Below are 17,776 nucleotides of genomic sequence, written 5' to 3'. Positions count from 1 at the left end.
GGTGGAATAAGCTGATGAATGCAGAAATTATTCTGGGCGTGGTGATGTTTACAGCGGTGGTGCTTGCACTGGTTGCTGTAATCTTGGCCGCTCGCTCAAAACTGGTCAGTTCCGGATCTGTTACTATTGATATCAATGGTGACCCGGAAAAAAGAATTACTGTCCCTGCGGGCGGTAAGTTATTGAATGCTTTGGCTGATAAAGGTGTGTTCCTCGCATCAGCCTGTGGTGGCGGCGGAACATGCGCACAGTGTAAATGTCAAATTTTGGATGGCGGTGGCTCAATGCTGCCGACAGAGGAGTCACATTTTACACTGCGCGAAGGTAAAGAAGGCTGGAGACTTTCTTGCCAGGTTGCCGTTAAGCAAGATATGAAAATTCATGTCGAAGATGATGTCTTTGGTGTGAAAAAATGGACCTGTACTGTCGACTCTAACCCGAACGTTGCTACCTTCATCAAGGAGTTGACCTTGCGTCTACCTGAAGGTGAGAACGTTGACTTCCGGGCCGGTGGATATGTGCAGTTGGAGTGCCCTCCACACGTTGTTAACTACAAAGACTTCGATATTCAGCCTGAGTATCGTGGAGACTGGGATAAGTTCAACATGTGGCGTTATGTTTCGAAAGTGAACGAAACAACGATTCGTGCATACTCAATGGCGAACTATCCTGAAGAGCGCGGCGTTGTTAAATTCAATATTCGTATTGCATCTCCACCGCCGGGCACTGATCTACCGCCTGGAATCATGTCATCTTATGTGTTTAACCTGAAACCAGGTGACAAGATTGATGTGTATGGTCCATTTGGTGAATTCTTTGCTCGCGATACTGACAATGAGATGGTTTTCATTGGTGGTGGTGCGGGTATGGCGCCAATGCGTTCACATATCTTCGATCAGTTGAAGCGCTTAAACTCAACTCGTAAGATTACCTTCTGGTACGGTGCGCGTTCATTGCGCGAGGCCTTCTACGTTGAAGAGTTTGATAAGCTGGCTGAAGAAAATCCAAACTTTACATGGCATTTGGCTCTTTCAGATCCTCTTCCAGAAGATAATTGGACAGGATACACGGGCTTTATTCACAATGTGTTGTATGAGCACTACTTACGTGATCATGATGCACCTGAAGATTGTGAATACTACATGTGTGGACCACCAATGATGAATTCAGCGGTTATTAAGATGCTGTTGGATATGGGTGTTGAGCAAGAAAACATCATGTTGGATGATTTCGGCGGCTGATTGAGCTGATTAATTAGCCAAACAACCCAATTGTTCGTTAAAATGGTCGGTAATTTAGGTTCCGGCCATTTTTTTTGATGGGCAAAGGAGGATTTATGGAAACATTTGCAATTACCTTAACAGTTCTTTTGGTATTAACATTGGCGATGTCCGTGGGCGTATTAATGGGGCGTAAGCCTATAGCTGGCTCTTGTGGCGGAATGAGTGCTTTGGGTGTCGTTAAAGACTGTGATATTTGTGGCGGTGATAAAACGATTTGTGATGAAGAACAATTAAAAAAATCGACAGTTGAAAAAGCGGTAGCAGACGATCTGGCTTACGAAGTTAAGTCTAAAGGTTAAGATCCATTTGCTTGCATCTAGCGCTTGTCTGGCAGATGCTGTACGCGTTTTGATAACTGTCCTAAGTGCATACACTAATGATTAAGGGGATAAGAATGGCTGAGTATGACTACGACGTCGTCGTAATCGGTTCTGGACCGGCAGGCGAAGGTGCTGCAATGAATGCAGCAAAAAAAGGACTGCGGGTTGCGGTGGTTGAAGAGCAGGATACTGTAGGCGGTAATTGTACGCATAAAGGGACCATTCCTTCCAAAGCGCTTAGACATTCAGTCAAACAAATCATTGAATTTAATACCAACCCTATGTTCCGTGATATCGGTGAGCCGCGTTGGTTTTCGTTCCCCAAGGTTCTGCGTCGCGCTGAAAAAGTCATCTCAAATCAGGTGATGTTAAGAACAAATTTCTATGCTCGTAATCGTATTGACGTTTTTTTTGGTATAGCACGTTTTGAAGAAAAGGGCGTCATTATTGTTAAAAGCAGTAAAGGTGAGGGTGAAATTCTTCGCGCCAAGAATGTGATTATTGCGACGGGGTCAAGCCCGTGGTGTCCTTCCGATGTTGATTTTAAACATCCTCGTATTTACAACTCCGATTCAATTTTGAAACTTAACCACACCCCGCGGACCATGGTGATTTATGGCGCAGGTGTTATTGGCTGTGAGTATGCCTCTATCTTCAGCGGTTTAGGTGTGAAGGTGGATTTGATTGATAATCGTGATCGGCTTTTGTCGTTCTTAGATGCTGAAATCTCAGACGCGCTTAGTTACCATCTCCGGAATAACGCTGTAAAGATTCGTCATAACGAAGAATATGCATCTATAGAAGGTGATGCAAAAGGTGTGACAATTGAGTTTAAATCTGGAAAGCGTATGCGTGCCGATGCATTTCTCTGGTGTGCTGGTCGGACAGGTAATACGGCTGATTTGGGGCTAGAGAAGATAGGTTTAAAAGCGAATTCGCGTGGTCAGTTGGAGGTTAATGATCACTATCAGACAGCATGTGAAGGCGTTTATGCTGTCGGTGATGTTATTGGGTGGCCAAGTTTGGCATCTGCTGCGATAGATCAAGGGCGTGCAGCGGCATCGGATTTACTTCAGGCAGATGATTTCCGCTACATTAATGAGGTTCCGACGGGTATTTACACCATTCCGGAAATCAGTTCGATCGGTAAAACAGAAGAAGAGTTAACGCGTGATTGTGTGCCTTACGAAGTGGGGCAGGCTTTCTTTAAGGATACGGCGCGAGCACAGATTTCCGGTGAGCCTGTCGGCATGTTGAAAATTCTCTTTCACAGAGAGACATTTGCAATATTGGGTATTCATTGCTTTGGTGATCAGGCATCAGAGATCATTCATATCGGTCAAGCCATTATGAGACAGGACGGAGAGGCGAATACCTTAAAGTATTTCGTAAACACAACTTTCAACTACCCAACAATGGCCGAGGCCTATCGAGTTGCTGCAATTGCTGGCATAAATCGAGTTTCGAATTTGTAAGTTGATTGGATTGTTTGAATACACGACCCCAGTTTTTACTGGGGTTTTTTATTAGGACGGAGAGTTTGGTTTTGTGTCATCTTTTTTGGGAGCATCCGCAAATGCACCCTCTTCGTAGTAGCGTCCGGTAATCTTGAGCGTTCGCTCGATAAATCGATTAGCAAGTTTCCAGATAAAGAAAGCGGGTGTCATCATGAGCATGATGGCCAACATCAGCGCTGCGCCAGCATGGCTTTCGGGTGAATAGCTGACAAACCAGTCTAAGAAACCTAAGCTTCGTCCCGCATAAAACCAAAGTATCAAAAAGCCAAATAAAACACCGCTGGCGATATGGTGCAGAATTTTTGCATGGTGAGGTTTAATCGACATGTTGGTGTGTCTTAATCTCATGTGTTTGCGATTCAATAATGAGTCTTGCTAACTGCGTGCGGCAGGTCTCCGGCATGCGTAAGAATGAGATGCCGATATCAAAGCCTTCCTCAATTGCTTCGCAGCGTTGAACATTTGCGTGTAATAAAAGTCCAAGACAGGCGTCAGGGAAAATGAGCTTAACTAGCATGAGCGAGTCTTTTGCAATCGCAGAAGAATTGGTAAACGAAAGTCCTCCCTCGCTTAAGTTGACGAGCTCTGTCTTCACGTCTTCACCCATGCGGTTGTTTGCGGCGAGTGTTTGGCTAATGATGTCAATTTTGGTGTTCATTAACTTCAGGCAAGCGGCTACAGAAGGTGCTGTTTTCGTTAGCACTTTGAGCAGTTTGTTTGCTTCAGCATCAATCTCTCGAAGTTGGGTTTGAAGCATGAAGTAAGGAGAGACTTTAAATGCGGATGGAGGATGAGATGCAAAATCGTCATCGTTTTCTAGAATGCGGAACTCAAGTGCAACGCGCTTCTCTATGCGGTAGAATTGCCGACGATCTTGATTCACTGCTGTTCTCCGTTGTACTTGTTAAATATATGATGGAATTATAGCGAATTTCTTCTTTAATCTGTTAGGGGCTGTACTCTTAAGAGTGTAGATTTCTGCCAAATATGTTTAAACCTTTTTCAATTTTTGTTGGTTTACGTTACACCGCCGCAAAACGAGGCAATCATTTTATTTCATTTATCTCAATGATATCGATTCTTGGATTGATGTTAGGGGTTGCCGCCTTAATTGTTGTCTTGTCGGTAATGAATGGTTTTGACCGAGAACTTAAGCAACGTATTTTGGGCATGGTTGCCCATGCTACGATTACCGAATATGGTGACACCATGTCTGATTGGCAGCGTGTGTCCGAACAGATTGAGCGTTCCCCTGAGGTCGTTGCAACAGCCCCCTTTGTTCAAGCCCAGGGTATGCTGACACACAATGGGCAGGTACAGGGTGTGATGATTAATGGCGTGGATCCTGAGCTCGAAAAACGTGTTTCTATTATTCAAAACCACATTAAAGAAGGTCGCTTTGAATCTCTGGAAGCCGGTGAATACAACATCATGTTGGGTGAGTTGTTAGCACGTTACCTAGGGGTGACCGTAGGCGATAAAATTACCCTCGTATTGCCAGAAGCGTCCGTCAGTATTGCTGGGATTATGCCACGGATTAAACGCTTTAATGTCTCTGCCATTTTTTCGGTGGGGGCCGAGCTAGATGCAAGTCTTGCGTACATTCATATTGAGGATGCTGCTCGTATTAAGCGTATGCCCGCTCAGCATGTCGATGGCGTACGCTTACAGTTTAAAGATCTATTTGATGCGCCTGTACTGGTGCGCAGTTTGGCCATGAATCTGGAGCGACCTGTGCAAATCTCGGATTGGACGCGTACTCAAGGCAATCTCTTTCAAGCGATTCAGTTAGAAAAGCGCATGATCGGGCTTTTGCTGTTTTTGATCGTTTTTGTCGCTGCATTTAACATCGTGTCTACGTTGGTAATGGTGGTGACGGACAAGCGTGCGGATATCGCTATTTTAAGAACGATGGGTGCCACTCCATCAATGATTATGAGAATTTTCATGGTTCAAGGTATTGTGATCGGTACCATCGGTACAACCTTGGGGCTCATTTTAGGCATTATTCTTGCGCTGACGATCAGTGACTTAGTCGAAGCGTTTGAGCGTATGGCAGGAATACAGTTTTTGTCAGCGGATGTGTATTTTATTAGCTACTTGCCATCGCAACTGCAGTTGAATGATTTGGTGACCATCGTATCAACAGCCTTTTTGATCAGCTTCTTAGCAACACTTTATCCCGCATGGAAGGCATCTAGAACTCAGCCAGCAGAGGCTTTACGTTATGAATAATTTAGATTTCGTATTGCAGGCTCAGCAAGTGTGTCGTTCTTATAGCGAGATCGGACAAACGATTAACGTTTTGAATCAGTTGGACTTGGCCGTTGCTGCTGGAGAGAGGGTTGCGATTGTCGGCAGCTCTGGAAGCGGAAAAAGTACATTGTTGAATATTCTGGGTGGTTTGGATAAGCCGGATAGTGGTGATGTGATTTTGCGGGGCGAATCTTTATACAGCGTTTCAGAAAAGAAGCGCTGTGTAATGAGAAATCGATTGCTGGGTTTTGTTTATCAGTTTCATCATTTGTTAAATGAGTTTACGGCGCTTGAGAATGTGGCCATGCCTCTATTGATTGGAGGTGGGAATGTCGACAATGCGCGTGATGAAGCAAGGTTCCTGCTTAAGCAAGTAGGGCTTGAGCAGCGTTTACAACATAAACCCGGACAGCTGAGTGGTGGTGAGCGTCAGCGAGTAGCCATTGCCAGAGCATTGGTAACGCGACCTGCCTGTGTGATGATGGATGAGCCAACCGGTAATCTGGATCGTCATACAGCTGACGATGTTCAGGGGTACTTGGATCATCTGAATCAGGAGTTGGGGATTGCCTTTATCGTGGTAACTCATGATTTACAGCTAGCAAAGCGTATGGATCGTGCCTTGCAGTTAATTGACGGCGTACTTGAACCTGTTCAGTCAGATTTTTGATCGCGACGTTTACGAAGTTTGGAGCGCTTGCTCCAGCTTCGTCTCACGCTGATCAGCCACGCCAGTCGCAGTGTAATATAGCCAACGGAACCTGCACTCAAGCCACAAATCAAACAGCCTAAAATTAAAGGTTTCCAAATCGCTTTTGAGTTTTCGTACAGGGTGTCTAAATGCCAAGATACCAGGTTGTGCGATGCTTCAATTCCTAATATCCAGAGCCCAACGCGATAGCAAAAATACAGAATTGCAGGCATGGTGACGGGGTTTGAGATCCACACTAATGCAACCGAAACGGGTAAGTTACACCCGACAATGACAGCAATAATGGCCGCAACCACCATTTGAAAAGGCATGGGTAAAAACGCACAAAAGATCCCGACAAAGGCAGCAACCGAAACCGATCTATGCGATAGATGCCATAAATTAGGATTTTTGATATGCTCACCCAACCAATTCAGATTTGGATGGTTTTTGATCCAGTGAGGATCAGGTAAGAACTTCTTCAGCGTTTTACGGGGCATTTAGCACTTTATTGTGAGGGTTTAGAGGCCGCTATTATGCCTTTAGGGAAAGATTAAACCAAGTCATAGAGATCACGGATGATCGTATATTCTTTAGGGATACTGGCTGTGAGCCAGTTGCCAAGCTTACGTTGGGCGCTTTTGCTATTTGCATGCTTGCCCCTTGTCTATTTTCCTCGTTTCCGGCGCTTGTTTATTGCGCTGGCATTGGGTGTTGCCGCTGCATCTATTTATGGGATTTGGCAATTGCATCATCAATTGCCTGATGCGTATGACCGCTCGTTGATTGAAGTTACAGGTCGCGTTATAGGCTTGCCTAAAACGACTGATCAAGAGGCTCGTTTTTTTCTTCAGTTAACGGAGGTACAGCATTTTTCGTCGGATCCCCATCAACGTTTAAGGCGTCTTAGTCTCGTTGACTATCGCCCCGAAACACACTACAGCGCGGGTGAAACGGTGACCCTGAGTGTGAGTCTTCGTGCTCCACGGTCTTTAAAAAATCCTTATGCTGCTGATCTTGAGGCATATTATCTTTATTCAGGTATTGATGCGCGTGGAGTTGTGCAGTCTTTTATGCGCAGCGAAAGCCAAGCTTTTACCTTGTCAGCAATACGTGAAGCGTTAAAACGAACAATTTATCAGCAGATTCAAGACGAAGTGTCCGCTAAGTTATTGGTGGCGGTTGTGCTCGGTGATAGAAGCGATTTGCGGCCAGAGGATTGGTTGGTTTTGCAGCGAACAGGAACGGCTCATTTGCTGGTTGTGAGTGGGTTGCACATCGGTGTTGTTGCCGCATTGGGTTTGTTAATCGGGCGGATGTTAACGTCTGTGTTTATTCTAATTCAGAGTCCTTCATTGTTAACTCGGGTTCTTCCTTTATTATTCGCGTTTTTATTGGCGATAACCTATGCCTGTTTAGCAGGTTTGAGCTTACCTGTTCAGCGCGCTTTAATCATGGTGTGCGTGTTTTTGATCGGTGAGTTTCGATTTTTACAGTTGAGTGCGTGGCAGCGGTTAAAATGGGCCTTAGTCATTATCATCACGTTGCAGCCGTTGGCGGTGATACAAGCCGGTGCCTTGCTGTCGTTTGTTGCCGTTGCTTTATTGCTGTGGGTTTCGGACAGTTGGAAGTCGTCAGGGACGTCCAACCTGGTTATGTTGGCCCGTGTACAGGGGTATATATTTATCGGAATGCTGCCTTTGGTGGCTGTTTTTTTTCAGCAAATCAGTCTTATTGCGCCCATTGTCAATTTTGTCGCTGTTCCCATTTTTTCTTTGTTTATTATGCTGTTGCCTTTTTTGATCGTCTTGCAAAGTGTTGAAGTTCCGTTTGTATCGGATTCTGTCCAGCTGTTTTTGAGTGGGTTTTGGTGGTGTTTAGACTTGGCTTCGAGTGTTGATTTTGCGACAGTGATCCTTCCTGTGGCGACGGAAGGGGTTATCGCGTTGGCGGTCGCGGCAGTCGGATTGTGTCTGCTGCCTATGCCAGTGGTGTGGAAGCTGCCTTTGGTCATGATGGCTATAGTGCTGTTCTTTCCTGATCCTAAGCGACCCGAGCAGGGTGAGTTTCGAGCCGTTGTATTTGATGTAGGGCAGGGGTTGTCTGTTCTGGTGCAAACCCATTCTCATCAACTTTTGTTTGACACAGGCCCGGGGTTTTTTAGTGGAGGTAGTGCGTGGTCGTATACGGTGTCTCCTTGGTTTAAGGCAAATACCATCGATCATTTACAGCATTTGGTTATTAGTCATAACGATCTTGATCATTCAGGTGCGCTTGAGGATCTCTTTACCGATTTGAACGTGTCGATCAAAGAGTCAGGCAGTCCATATTTGCAGGCTCAGGGATTTGATTCGTGTCATTCGCGTCGCTCTTGGTCATACGATGGTGTTGATTTTCGTTACTTAACGCGTGAGCCTAATGATGAGTGGAGTGAAAATGATCGTTCCTGTGTGCTAGAAGTGAGAACGCAACATTGCTCTTTATTATTGACAGGTGATGTGTCCAAGCGAGTTGAATATGATTTGGTGCGTCGTTCTGAAGTTGCACCCGTCACATGGTTGGTTGCGGGTCATCATGGCAGTGATACCTCCTCTTCCGATGTGTTTATTGAGCGAACGCAGCCACGCGCTGTTATTTATACAGCGGGTTTTAATAATCGCTATGGACATCCGGCACCGGCCGTCCGATCACGTTTTCAACGTGTTTCAATACAAGAGTTGAATACGGCTTGGAGTGGAGCATTGCATTTATACTCTGAGCGTGGAGAATGTCACCAAGATTCCGAGCGTCAGCGTAAAAGACGTTATTGGACAAGGCATTGAGTGACTACTTTCGTACTCGGTGGTGTGGTAAAGTTAGACCCTTTAAAGGGAGGTTTAGGCAGTGTTTGAACTGATACGATCTGGCGGCTGGTTGATGGTTCCGATCATCTTGTGCTCAGTTGCTGCAATGGCAATATGTTTTGAGCGCTTATGGTTTTTAAAGCGAAGCCGAGTCTTGCCGGCGGGGCTACTTTCCGAAACGCTGGAGCTGATTCGCAGTGGTGAGATGACACCCGAGCATCTTAGGGTGATTAAAGCGAGCAGTCCATTAGGCACTATCATCGTTGCAGGCATCAATAATTCTCGAAGCGGTCGTGTGATCATGAAGGAAAGTATTGAAGAGGCAGCGGGACATGTTGTCCATGACTTAGAGCGCTTTTTAACCAGTTTAGGTACCATTGCCGCGATTACCCCTTTATTGGGGTTGTTGGGTACGGTTGTTGGAATGATCAAGGTTTTCACCGAAATCATGATTCTGGGCACAGGAAATGCCAGTGTACTGGCCGGCGGGATTTCAGAAGCCTTGATTACGACGGCGGCAGGTTTATCGATTGCCATCCCGGCACTTGTGATGCATCGTTATTTTCAGCGTAGAGTGAATACACTCGTTTTAACCATGGAGCAAGAAGCGGTTAAATTGGTTGAAGTTATTCATGGTGAACGTGAGGTCAACTATGAGTAAAGAGATGCGTGTATGAAATTTCCTCGGCAAGTGCAGGAAGAGGTAAATATTAACTTAACACCTCTGATCGATGTGGTATTTTTACTGCTTATCTTTTTTATGATTACCACGACCTTTACCCGCGAATCGCAATTGACCGTTGAACTGCCTGAGGCTGCTTCAGCCGTGCAATCGAATACTGAAGAAGTGGAGCGCATAGATGTGGTGATTACGGCTGAGGGGTTGTACAGCGTCAATGGGCAGCACCTCGTCAATACTCAAGCGCTTACATTGCGTCGTGCAATCACTGAGTTGGTTCAGGATCAGCGCAACATGCCCTTTGTGATTACCGCCGATGCTAAAACGCCGCATCAGGCCGTCGTAACAGCGATGGATGTGGCTGGGCAGTTAGGATTTTCGCGTTTGAGCATAGCGACACAGGAAGGCGGTCAGGTAGAGTTTTAATGAGTGGAGTGCTTGAGCGTGCTTGGTATAAGAGTGCTAAGTGGTTAGTCCTTTTCCGGCCCTTATCGCTTTTTTACACCGCGATGGTGACGCGACGCAGGGCGCAATGGTTGTCAGGGGGGCGTGCTGTGTATCAAGCCCCCGTGCCTGTCGTCGTTGTTGGTAATATTAGTGTGGGGGGGACAGGTAAAACCCCCGTTGTTTTGGCTTTGATTAAATTGCTTCGTGCTCAAGGCTACTCTCCAGGAGTTGTCAGTCGTGGTTACGGTGGGCGTGCGTTAGCATATCCGCTACGGGTGACGCCCTCGACTCCGCCCGATCAGTCAGGCGATGAGCCTTTACTGATTACCTCTTTGTCAAATGTGCCTCTGGTTGTTGATCCGGATCGACCTCGGGGTGTTCGGGCCTTGTTAGAGCATGCTGCGTGCGATGTCGTAATTAGTGATGATGGTTTGCAACACTATGCTTTGGGACGTGATATTGAAATCGCGGTGGTGGATGCGGCGCGGGGGTTAGCGAACGGTCGCTGCTTACCCGAAGGCCCTCTTCGAGAGCCTCCAGAGCGTCTCGAAACAGTGGACTTTGTGCTTTTAAATGGTGAGTTATCCTCGCCTGCTTGGCACAAGGCGCATCACTTCATTTTAGAGCCACGCTATGCCGTCTGTTTATCGGATGCTCAAGTGCTGAATCTGGCTGATGCCTTGATTAATTTGCAATCAAGTCAAGTGCATGCTGTTGCTGGAATTGGCAATCCACAGCGTTTTTTTAACACGTTGAAAGCGCTTGGTTTGGACGTTATACCACATGTTTTTCCAGATCATCATGCGTTTTCTGCGCAAGATTTCGAGTTTGGTGACGATTATCCAATAATCATGACCGAAAAAGATGCCATAAAATGTAAAGGATTTTCGTTACAGAATGCGTGGGCCTTGGGTGTTGAGGCCTGTTTTAGTGAACAATTTTTGAAGCATTTTCTGTCTCGCCTGGACAGTGTGCAAAGTGAGGTAAAACATAATGGATCATAAACTGTTGGATATTCTGGTCTGTCCAGTGTCTAAGGCACCTTTGGTTTGGAATAAAGAAACGCAGGAGTTACTGTGTTATGCCAGTGGTATGGCTTATCCTATACGTGATGACATACCTGTGCTGCTTGAAAGCGAAGCGCGTACCTTGACTGCAGAAGAACGTCTTAAAGAGAAGTAAAAACCATGGCATTTACCGTCGTAATTCCGGCGCGTTTTGCGTCGACCCGTTTTCCAGGTAAGCCGCTTGTGGATGTGCTGGGCAAACCTATGGTTCAACACGTATACGAGCGTGCCCTTGAGAGCGAAGCTAAGCGTATTATCATAGCCACTGATCATGAACAAATTGCTGAGGTTGCAGCGGGTTTTGGTGCAGAGGTCTGTATGACGTCAGCGTCTCATCAATCTGGGACAGATCGCTTGCAAGAGGTGGTGAGCACGTTAGGTTTTGATGACTCTGAAGTGGTGGTGAATGTGCAAGGTGATGAGCCTCTGATACCCCCAAGAATTATTAACCAAGTCGCCAAAAACCTGATCGAGCATGCCGATGCAGGTATTGCGACCTTGTCGGAGACGATACATTCGGTTGATAGTTTGATCAATCCAAATGTTGTCAAGGTGGTTTGTGATGAGGCAGGTAGAGCGCTGTACTTCAGTCGTGCAGCCATGCCTTGGCCACGTGATGCCTTTATGCAGGGTGTCACGGCCTCGATGCCTTCTGGTTATGCTTGGCAGCGCCATATTGGCCTCTATGCTTACCGAGTGAGTTTGTTGAATGATTTTGTGACCTGGCCTGTTGCGGCCATTGAGACAACCGAATCGCTTGAGCAGCTCCGAGCGCTTTGGAAAGGCGTGCGCATTCAAGTCGCAATTGCTGAGGAAGCGCCGCCTACAGGAGTCGATACCCCTGATGATTTGCAGCGTGTAATTGAAATCTTGCAGGCAAAGAGTCGCACTTGATGGTGGATTGGCTACAGAATGCCTCTTTGACGGCATCGAACACCTTTGGCTTTGAAGTGGTGGCAGAAAGATATGCTGAAGTCTCTGATGCGGCCCAAATCCCCTCGTTATTGGCAATCATAGAACAGCAGAACTGGCCGCTGCTTATTTTAGGGGGTGGCAGTAATTTAGTGTTATCTTCTAAGTTGCCTGGCTGTGTATTGCGAATTGCGCTGCGTGGATACGATGTGCTAGAGGATCACGTAGATCATGTCATTATTAGGGTTGCTGCAGGAGAGGAGTGGCACCAATGTGTCACTCACTGTTTGCAAAACGAATGGTATGGTCTTGAGAACCTGGCGCTGATTCCGGGAAGTGTCGGAGCGGCACCCGTTCAGAATATAGGTGCTTACGGTGTTGAGTTGAAAGACGTTGTGTCTAAGGTTGATGTGTATGACCGCAGGGCTAAGCAGTTCGACTCTTTATCAGTGGAGCAATGCCACTTCGGTTATCGTGACAGTGTTTTTAAGTCCATTCATCCTGATCGCTATCTGATCACGCATGTGTGCTTTAAATTGTCAAAAGTCCCTCGTGTGAGTGTGGCGTATGCGGCTTTAGAGAGTGCTTGTAGGCATTTATATCCAAATGCAGCGTCCTATTCCCCTCGGCAGGTCTTTGATGCCGTTTGTTATGTTCGTCGTTCTAAATTGCCTGATCCTAGCAAGCTTGGTAATGCGGGTAGTTTTTTTAAAAACCCCGTTGTTTCCTCAGATGTCTTTTTTGAGTTGAAGGAAGCCTATCCAGAGTTGGTTGCTTATCCGGATGTGCAGGGCTACAAGCTGGCGGCTGGATGGATGATTGATTATCTGGGCTGGAAAGGTCGTCGTATAGAAAGTGTCGGGGTGCACAAGGATCAGGCTTTGGTACTTGTCAATCATGGAGGAGGCTCTCGAGAAAGCATCGAGTCTTTGTCCGCACAAATTCAAACTGATGTTATGAAGTGTTTTCGTGTGTTTCTTGAAGTGGAGCCACGATTCTATCCGTAAAGTGTGATTGTTTTTCTAATGTCGCTGTCATCCATCAAATGCGTCCCTAAGCAATAAAAAACCCGCCAAAGTTGCCTTTGGCGGGTTTTTTGTACAGGGTCTGTTATTCTTGGTTTTCTTGAATATCCAGAGATTGCTGTGACGCAAGTTGCGCAAGGCGTCGTTTCTCGCGTGGGTCGTTAGGTGCCCTACGAGTGCGTTTTGCTTTGACGGGTGCGTTTGTGTCGGTTTCTGCCGTAGTGACAGCCGCTTCGGTGCCTTTTGCTTCGGTCTCATCCTGTCCATTGGAGAAGGGCAGTTCGGATTGATGCCTTGGTGCTTGAGGCGGAGTTGGCTCTACAGGTTCGGCCTGAACCACCTGTTCCGCTGCTGCATCAGGGCGATGTGAAACATCTAAAGAGACCTCTTCTGTTGGCAAGATATCGACAGATGTTGGCACTTCATTCGTTGTGATTGCGGACTCGGTAGCCGTTTCTGTATCCCCGGCGCCCAGTGCCGAATCAGGTTCTTTTTCAGTCTCTGTCGGTGCCTGCTGAGTAAGCGATACTTCCGATAGAGCCGGTGCATCTTGAGGCTGCTCGGTAGTCGCTACTTCGGATGCCACTACTGTTGCAGAGGTGTTGGTATCTGCAGAGGTGCTGGACTCTGTGACGGCTGATGCATCACGTGTGTCGGTGGCCTCAATGCTGTGAGTGATTGATGGGGTGTTCACCTCAAGCTCAACAGATTTAACGTCTTCAGTTGCTGCCGTTAAAGAAGAGGCTTCAGCCTCAGGCATTGTCTCTACCGCTTCTACTTGCTGAGTGTTTTGCACCTGCTGAGGCGAGCTCTCGTCGATGGCATCTAAAGCGACGGTTGGTTCAGGAGTTGATGTCTCGCTGATGGCCGCAGCAACTGGCGTTACAGAGGCTTCAGTGTTGTTTTCGCTAACCTGTCGAGTAGGTCGCTTATGGCCAGGTGCTTTTTCCACTTTGGCGGGAGGAGTCGCTTCAGATGAATTTTCGTCGCTGAGTGTAAGTTCAGTTTCATTTGCAACGATTGTCGCTGAGGCGTTTGTGGGAGCCGCACCGCTACGCAAGGCTTCGCGTTCATTGCCACGACGACGACGGCCACGGCTTTTAGGTGCGGCATTGTCATCAGTCTGTTCAACAGAGCGAGGCGTCTCAGGTTCTTGTTGAGTGATCGGTGTTTCCACTTCACTACTGGCATTGTCTGTTTTGCCATCGTTGCGGCGGCGCTCATTGCGGCGGCGGCGACGTGAGCGACCGTTTTCATTTTGTGCTTCGTCTTTAGCGTTCTTTTCACCAATTGGCGGTAAGCTTTTCTCGGTATCGACGGTGATGATTTCGTCTTCGCGAGGGTCGCGTTTGCGCTCTTCTTGATTGCGACGATTGTTTCGGCGCTTATCTTGGCCGCTTGCTGAGTTGCGGTTAGATGAGCTGCGTTGCTCTGAAGAGCGCTCTTGACGAGGGTTGACGGGCGGTTTAAGTGTTTGCTTTTCAACAACAGGTTTCGCTTGAGGTTCAGCCGCAGCAGGAGCAGGGCTGGAAAAGAGCGAGCGAAGCCCAGTCACTATGTTGCTGAGCAATGACCGCGGTTCTTGAGCGCTGGCAGTGGTCGGTTTTGTGGATGGCTTAGTTGCAACAGGTGCAGATGCCTCTACAGTCGTCGTTGCGGTTTCCGGTGCACTTTGGCGTTCAGGAAGAGGCAGGCTTTTGATCGCGGCTTCTTCACGTTTTGCTGACTTTATTGGCGCTGTCGTGTGCTCATGTACAGGCGCTTCGGCCTTTATTTCGTAGCTCACGCCCTCGGATGTTGCGACGGTATGGTCATCACGCAAGCGAACCACTTCATAATGAGGTGTTTCCATGTTCGGATTGGGAATGATGACAACGCGAACATTATGCCTGAGCTCGATGTCGTGAACTTCGGCGCGCTTTTCATTCGACAGGAACGTGGCGATGCTAACCGGTAAAATTGCTCGAATTTGAGCGGTGCGATCTTTGCCAGACTCCTCTTCGATTTGACGCATGATGGCCAAAGCTAAAGAGCCTGTGTCACGGATGACGCCAGTTCCTTTGCAGCGTGGGCAGACATTTCCGCGTGTTTCGCTTAAGGATGGGCGCAGACGTTGTCTTGACATTTCAAGAAGGCCAAAGCGCGAAATTCGACCCATTTGAACGCGTGCGCGATCCACTTTCAAAGCATCTCTTAAGCGGTTTTCGACTTCGCGTTGGTTTTTAATGGGCGTCATGTCAATGAAGTCAATGACAATCAGTCCACCAATATCACGTAACCTGAGTTGTCGGGCGATTTCATCGGCTGCTTCGAGGTTGGTGTTGAGTGCCGTTTCCTCAATATCTCCGCCGCGAGTAGCGCGGGCAGAGTTGATATCGATTGAGACGAGTGCTTCTGTTGGGTCAATAACAATTGATCCACCTGAAGGCAGTTGAACTTCGCGCTCAAAAGCTGTTTCGATTTGGCTCTCAATCTGAAAACGACTGAAAAGCGGTGTTTGCTCTTTATACAGACGAATTCTAGATTCATAGCTTGGAATAACATGCTTGACGAACTGAAGTGCTTGTTGATACACCTCGGGATGGTCGATTAAGACTTCCCCGATGTCTGCTCTGAGGTAATCACGAATAGCGCGAATGACAACGCCGCTCTCTTGGTGAACCAAGAAGGGAGCTGGGCGGTTATTAAAGGCAAGAATGGCATCCCAAACAGTGGTTAGAAAGTCCAAGTCCCACTGAAGTTCTTCGCTGCTGCGCCCAATACCAGCGGTGCGGATAATCACGCCCATGTTATCTGGGATGTTGACGCCCGACAGTGCTTCTTTAAGTTGGGTTCTGTCATCGCCTTCAATTCGGCGAGAAATACCGCCTGCGCGCGGATTGTTTGGCATTAAGACCAGATATCGACCTGCAAGGCTGATAAAGGTGGTAAGTGCTGCGCCCTTGTTGCCACGTTCTTCTTTGTCAACTTGAACAATGACTTCGGTGCCTTCTCGGATCACTTCACGAATATTGGGGCGTTGGCCACGTTCCGGTGATTTGACAAAGTATTCGCGAGAAATTTCTTTAAGGGGGAGGAAGCCGTGTCGCTCGGCGCCATAGTCAACGAAAGCCGCTTCTAGGCTGGGTTCAACGCGTGTGATGCGGCCTTTGTAAATATTGGCTTTTTTTTGCTCTCGGCTGTCTGATTCCATATCGAGATCAAACAGACGCTGTCCATCGACAAGCGCAACACGCACTTCTTCAGGCTGTGTTGCATTGATTAGCATTCTTTTCATGTTGTTATGCGTTCTCTAAAACGCAACGTATTCCACCACGTATCGCTGTAACGATTCGTGCTTGTAAAAGTCCAGTCTTTGCGATCGGCTGTCGCTACCGGCGATGCAGCCGTAGGGCAGAAGGGTCTATTCTGCCAGATTAATCGGCGGTGAAGGAAACGTTGACCAATGTGATTATTTTCAATGGCTTGTGTCTACAACAGTTAAGTTATAGTTTCTGGGTCAACGTGCATCTTCACCTCCAACCGGACCTTCGCTGTTGCAAAGGTGGTGAAAGCGTTACTTAAAATTCGGGTTAATTTAACTATTTGTATTCATTCAGTTGCTGCGTGTCTGTGTGTGACAATTGTGATTCAAGGTCTGTAAAATCCTGAGCTATTGTTTTTGATTTGAAAATAGCTAAAGCCAACAGCGAGCAGCAACGCTACAATATAGCAGTAAAGCGATAGTGCATCAATCAGGTAGATAGAATCCCAGCATGACAGAATCCCATGAAAAAAACCGTCCTACCGTTCGTTTTGTAGTTATTGAGCCAGATCGCGAAGGACAGCGCATCGATAATTTTCTTAGAACCGAGCTTAAGGGAGTGCCGAAAACGCTGTTGTATCGAGTTTTGCGTAAAGGTGAAATTCGAGTAAATAAAAAGCGCGTTAAAGCCGACTATAAATTGTGCGCAGGGGATGAAGTTCGTATTCCACCCGTGAGAGTGGCCGAGCAAGGTGAGTCCATTCCTGTTGGTGTGAGTCTTTCAAATCATTTGGCGGACGCTGTTTTGTACGAAACGGATGCTTTAATTGTGATAAACAAACCATCAGGTCTTGCAGTTCATGGTGGCAGTGGAATCAATAATGGTTTGATTGAGGCGTTGCGGCAGCTGCGCCCAGAGGCGCGTTTTTTAGAATTGGTTCATCGATTAGATAGAGATACATCCGGTTGTATCATGGTGGCTAAAAAACGCAGCATGTTGCGTTACTTACATGAAGCTCTACGAGAAAAGCGCGTGCGTAAAATCTATCACGCCTTGGTGTGTGGGCGTTGGCCAAATCGTAAGCAGCGAGTCAATGCGCCATTACTGAGAGATGAATTAAAGTCTGGAGAGCGGATGGTAAGGGTGGACGCCAACGGTAAGGAGTCCATTACGGATTTTCGTGTTTTAAGGCGCTTTAATGATTTTTGTACCCTGGTTGAAGCGAGTCCTTTAACGGGTAGGACACACCAAATTCGTGTGCATTCTCAGTTTATAGGCCATCCAATTGTGGGTGATGTAAAGTATGGGACAGACGCTGATAATGCCCGAATGAAATCGAAAGGTCTGCGTCGCTTAATGCTACATGCCGCTGAGTTGAGTTTGACATTACCTGATGGCACAACCTTAAATGTCAAAGCAGATTATGACTCTGAGATGCAGACGGCGCTGCAGGTGTTGGCATTAGAGTCAGTTGATTCTTGAAGGTTAATG

At 47.1% G+C, this 17,776-nt stretch carries 17 protein-coding genes; 13 read left to right on the top strand and 4 right to left on the bottom strand.

Going from position 1 to position 17,776, the window contains the following annotated elements; genetic code table 11:
• Nucleotides 1-14 precede the first annotated feature (14 nt).
• The 3 genes from nqrF (at nt 15) to sthA (ending at nt 3,078) form a co-directional block, all read left to right on the top strand.
• Complete coding sequence (gene nqrF / locus F5971_RS13140) at nt 15-1,241, top strand: NADH:ubiquinone reductase (Na(+)-transporting) subunit F (RefSeq protein ID WP_036510546.1); 1,227 nt, start codon at nt 15-17, stop codon at nt 1,239-1,241.
• Between the two features lie 95 nt (nt 1,242-1,336).
• Complete coding sequence (nqrM, locus tag F5971_RS13135; RefSeq protein WP_036510549.1) at nt 1,337-1,582, top strand: (Na+)-NQR maturation NqrM; 246 nt, start codon at nt 1,337-1,339, stop codon at nt 1,580-1,582.
• Between the two features lie 95 nt (nt 1,583-1,677).
• Entirely contained in the window at nt 1,678-3,078 is a 1,401-nt protein-coding gene (gene sthA, locus F5971_RS13130) for a Si-specific NAD(P)(+) transhydrogenase (protein ID WP_036510552.1), read from the top strand.
• Nucleotides 3,079-3,129: 51 nt separating this feature from the next.
• On the opposite strand, the gene F5971_RS13125 is transcribed toward sthA, so the two are convergent.
• Both F5971_RS13125 and F5971_RS13120 read right to left on the bottom strand, forming a co-directional pair.
• The gene (locus F5971_RS13125) at nt 3,130-3,447 is read right to left on the bottom strand and encodes a hypothetical protein (RefSeq protein WP_193495313.1); all 318 of its coding nucleotides are present in this window, start codon (nt 3,445-3,447) and stop codon (nt 3,130-3,132) included.
• Nucleotides 3,437-4,003, bottom strand: coding sequence for a PilZ domain-containing protein (locus tag F5971_RS13120; protein ID WP_193495310.1), 567 nt, complete (start codon nt 4,001-4,003; stop codon nt 3,437-3,439). The genes F5971_RS13125 and F5971_RS13120 overlap by 11 nt, the downstream gene beginning before the upstream one ends.
• 104 nt (nt 4,004-4,107) lie before the next feature.
• On the opposite strand from F5971_RS13120, the gene F5971_RS13115 reads away from it, so the two are divergent.
• Nucleotides 4,108-5,355 carry a lipoprotein-releasing ABC transporter permease subunit gene (locus tag F5971_RS13115; protein ID WP_193495307.1) on the top strand — a complete coding sequence of 416 codons (1,248 nt, stop codon included), beginning with the start codon at nt 4,108-4,110 and terminating at the stop codon, nt 5,353-5,355.
• Nucleotides 5,348-6,046 carry an ABC transporter ATP-binding protein gene (locus F5971_RS13110; RefSeq protein WP_193495304.1) on the top strand — a complete coding sequence of 233 codons (699 nt, stop codon included), beginning with the start codon at nt 5,348-5,350 and terminating at the stop codon, nt 6,044-6,046. Before F5971_RS13115 ends, F5971_RS13110 begins: the two co-directional genes overlap by 8 nt.
• On the opposite strand, the gene F5971_RS13105 is transcribed toward F5971_RS13110, so the two are convergent.
• Nucleotides 6,031-6,567 carry a DUF2062 domain-containing protein gene (locus tag F5971_RS13105; RefSeq protein ID WP_036510566.1) on the bottom strand — a complete coding sequence of 179 codons (537 nt, stop codon included), beginning with the start codon at nt 6,565-6,567 and terminating at the stop codon, nt 6,031-6,033. The two genes, F5971_RS13110 and F5971_RS13105, sit on opposite strands and share 16 nt — an antisense overlap.
• Before the next feature lie 78 nt (nt 6,568-6,645).
• Here F5971_RS13105 and F5971_RS13100 point away from each other — a divergent pair, with 78 nt between their 5' ends.
• From F5971_RS13100 to murB, 7 genes are all read left to right on the top strand, one after another.
• Entirely contained in the window at nt 6,646-8,889 is a 2,244-nt protein-coding gene (locus F5971_RS13100; RefSeq protein ID WP_193495301.1) for a DNA internalization-related competence protein ComEC/Rec2, read from the top strand.
• A gap of 61 nt (nt 8,890-8,950) precedes the next feature.
• The gene (locus F5971_RS13095) at nt 8,951-9,571 is read left to right on the top strand and encodes a MotA/TolQ/ExbB proton channel family protein (RefSeq protein WP_193495297.1); all 621 of its coding nucleotides are present in this window, start codon (nt 8,951-8,953) and stop codon (nt 9,569-9,571) included.
• A 12-nt stretch (nt 9,572-9,583) separates the two neighbouring features.
• Entirely contained in the window at nt 9,584-10,015 is a 432-nt protein-coding gene (locus F5971_RS13090) for an ExbD/TolR family protein (protein WP_193495295.1), read from the top strand.
• Nucleotides 10,015-11,040, top strand: a complete 1,026-nt coding sequence (gene lpxK, locus F5971_RS13085) for a tetraacyldisaccharide 4'-kinase (protein ID WP_036510572.1) — start codon at nt 10,015-10,017, stop codon at nt 11,038-11,040. Before F5971_RS13090 ends, lpxK begins: the two co-directional genes overlap by 1 nt.
• On the top strand, nt 11,030-11,218 hold the full coding sequence (locus F5971_RS13080; protein ID WP_036510575.1) for a Trm112 family protein: 189 nt from the start codon (nt 11,030-11,032) through the stop codon (nt 11,216-11,218). Before lpxK ends, F5971_RS13080 begins: the two co-directional genes overlap by 11 nt.
• Before the next feature lie 5 nt (nt 11,219-11,223).
• Nucleotides 11,224-11,997 (top strand): 3-deoxy-manno-octulosonate cytidylyltransferase, encoded by a 774-nt coding sequence (gene kdsB, locus F5971_RS13075; protein WP_193495292.1) that lies wholly within the window; start codon nt 11,224-11,226, stop codon nt 11,995-11,997.
• Nucleotides 11,997-13,022, top strand: a complete 1,026-nt coding sequence (gene murB / locus F5971_RS13070) for a UDP-N-acetylmuramate dehydrogenase (protein ID WP_193495289.1) — start codon at nt 11,997-11,999, stop codon at nt 13,020-13,022. The genes kdsB and murB overlap by 1 nt, the downstream gene beginning before the upstream one ends.
• Nucleotides 13,023-13,125: 103 nt before the next feature.
• On the opposite strand, the gene rne is transcribed toward murB, so the two are convergent.
• Nucleotides 13,126-16,317, bottom strand: coding sequence for a ribonuclease E (rne, locus tag F5971_RS13065; RefSeq protein ID WP_193495287.1), 3,192 nt, complete (start codon nt 16,315-16,317; stop codon nt 13,126-13,128).
• Between the two features lie 478 nt (nt 16,318-16,795).
• On the opposite strand from rne, the gene rluC reads away from it, so the two are divergent.
• Entirely contained in the window at nt 16,796-17,767 is a 972-nt protein-coding gene (rluC, locus tag F5971_RS13060; protein ID WP_193495284.1) for a 23S rRNA pseudouridine(955/2504/2580) synthase RluC, read from the top strand.
• The last annotated feature ends 9 nt before the right edge of the window (nt 17,768-17,776 follow it).

The organism is Nitrincola alkalisediminis (assembly GCF_009821115.1).
GTDB lineage: Bacteria > Pseudomonadota > Gammaproteobacteria > Pseudomonadales > Balneatricaceae > Nitrincola > Nitrincola alkalisediminis.
This window is presented reverse-complemented; position numbering and strand designations above follow the sequence as displayed.

Excerpts from the sequence above, each read along its gene's own strand:
- F5971_RS13080 (WP_036510575.1), top strand. The coding sequence starts at position 11,030 with ATGGATCATAAACTGTTGGATATTCTGGTCTGTCCAGTGTCTAAGGCA.
- F5971_RS13090 (WP_193495295.1), top strand. The coding sequence starts at position 9,584 with ATGAAATTTCCTCGGCAAGTGCAGGAAGAGGTAAATATTAACTTAACA.
- F5971_RS13110 (WP_193495304.1), top strand. The coding sequence starts at position 5,348 with ATGAATAATTTAGATTTCGTATTGCAGGCTCAGCAAGTGTGTCGTTCT.
- rluC (WP_193495284.1), top strand. The coding sequence starts at position 16,796 with ATGACAGAATCCCATGAAAAAAACCGTCCTACCGTTCGTTTTGTAGTT.
- sthA (WP_036510552.1), top strand. The coding sequence starts at position 1,678 with ATGGCTGAGTATGACTACGACGTCGTCGTAATCGGTTCTGGACCGGCA.
- F5971_RS13115 (WP_193495307.1), top strand. The coding sequence starts at position 4,108 with ATGTTTAAACCTTTTTCAATTTTTGTTGGTTTACGTTACACCGCCGCA.
- lpxK (WP_036510572.1), top strand. The coding sequence starts at position 10,015 with ATGAGTGGAGTGCTTGAGCGTGCTTGGTATAAGAGTGCTAAGTGGTTA.
- F5971_RS13105 (WP_036510566.1), bottom strand. The coding sequence starts at position 6,567 with ATGCCCCGTAAAACGCTGAAGAAGTTCTTACCTGATCCTCACTGGATC.
- kdsB (WP_193495292.1), top strand. The coding sequence starts at position 11,224 with ATGGCATTTACCGTCGTAATTCCGGCGCGTTTTGCGTCGACCCGTTTT.
- murB (WP_193495289.1), top strand. The coding sequence starts at position 11,997 with ATGGTGGATTGGCTACAGAATGCCTCTTTGACGGCATCGAACACCTTT.
- F5971_RS13100 (WP_193495301.1), top strand. The coding sequence starts at position 6,646 with ATGATCGTATATTCTTTAGGGATACTGGCTGTGAGCCAGTTGCCAAGC.
- nqrF (WP_036510546.1), top strand. The coding sequence starts at position 15 with ATGAATGCAGAAATTATTCTGGGCGTGGTGATGTTTACAGCGGTGGTG.
- F5971_RS13125 (WP_193495313.1), bottom strand. The coding sequence starts at position 3,447 with ATGTCGATTAAACCTCACCATGCAAAAATTCTGCACCATATCGCCAGC.
- rne (WP_193495287.1), bottom strand. The coding sequence starts at position 16,317 with ATGAAAAGAATGCTAATCAATGCAACACAGCCTGAAGAAGTGCGTGTT.
- nqrM (WP_036510549.1), top strand. The coding sequence starts at position 1,337 with ATGGAAACATTTGCAATTACCTTAACAGTTCTTTTGGTATTAACATTG.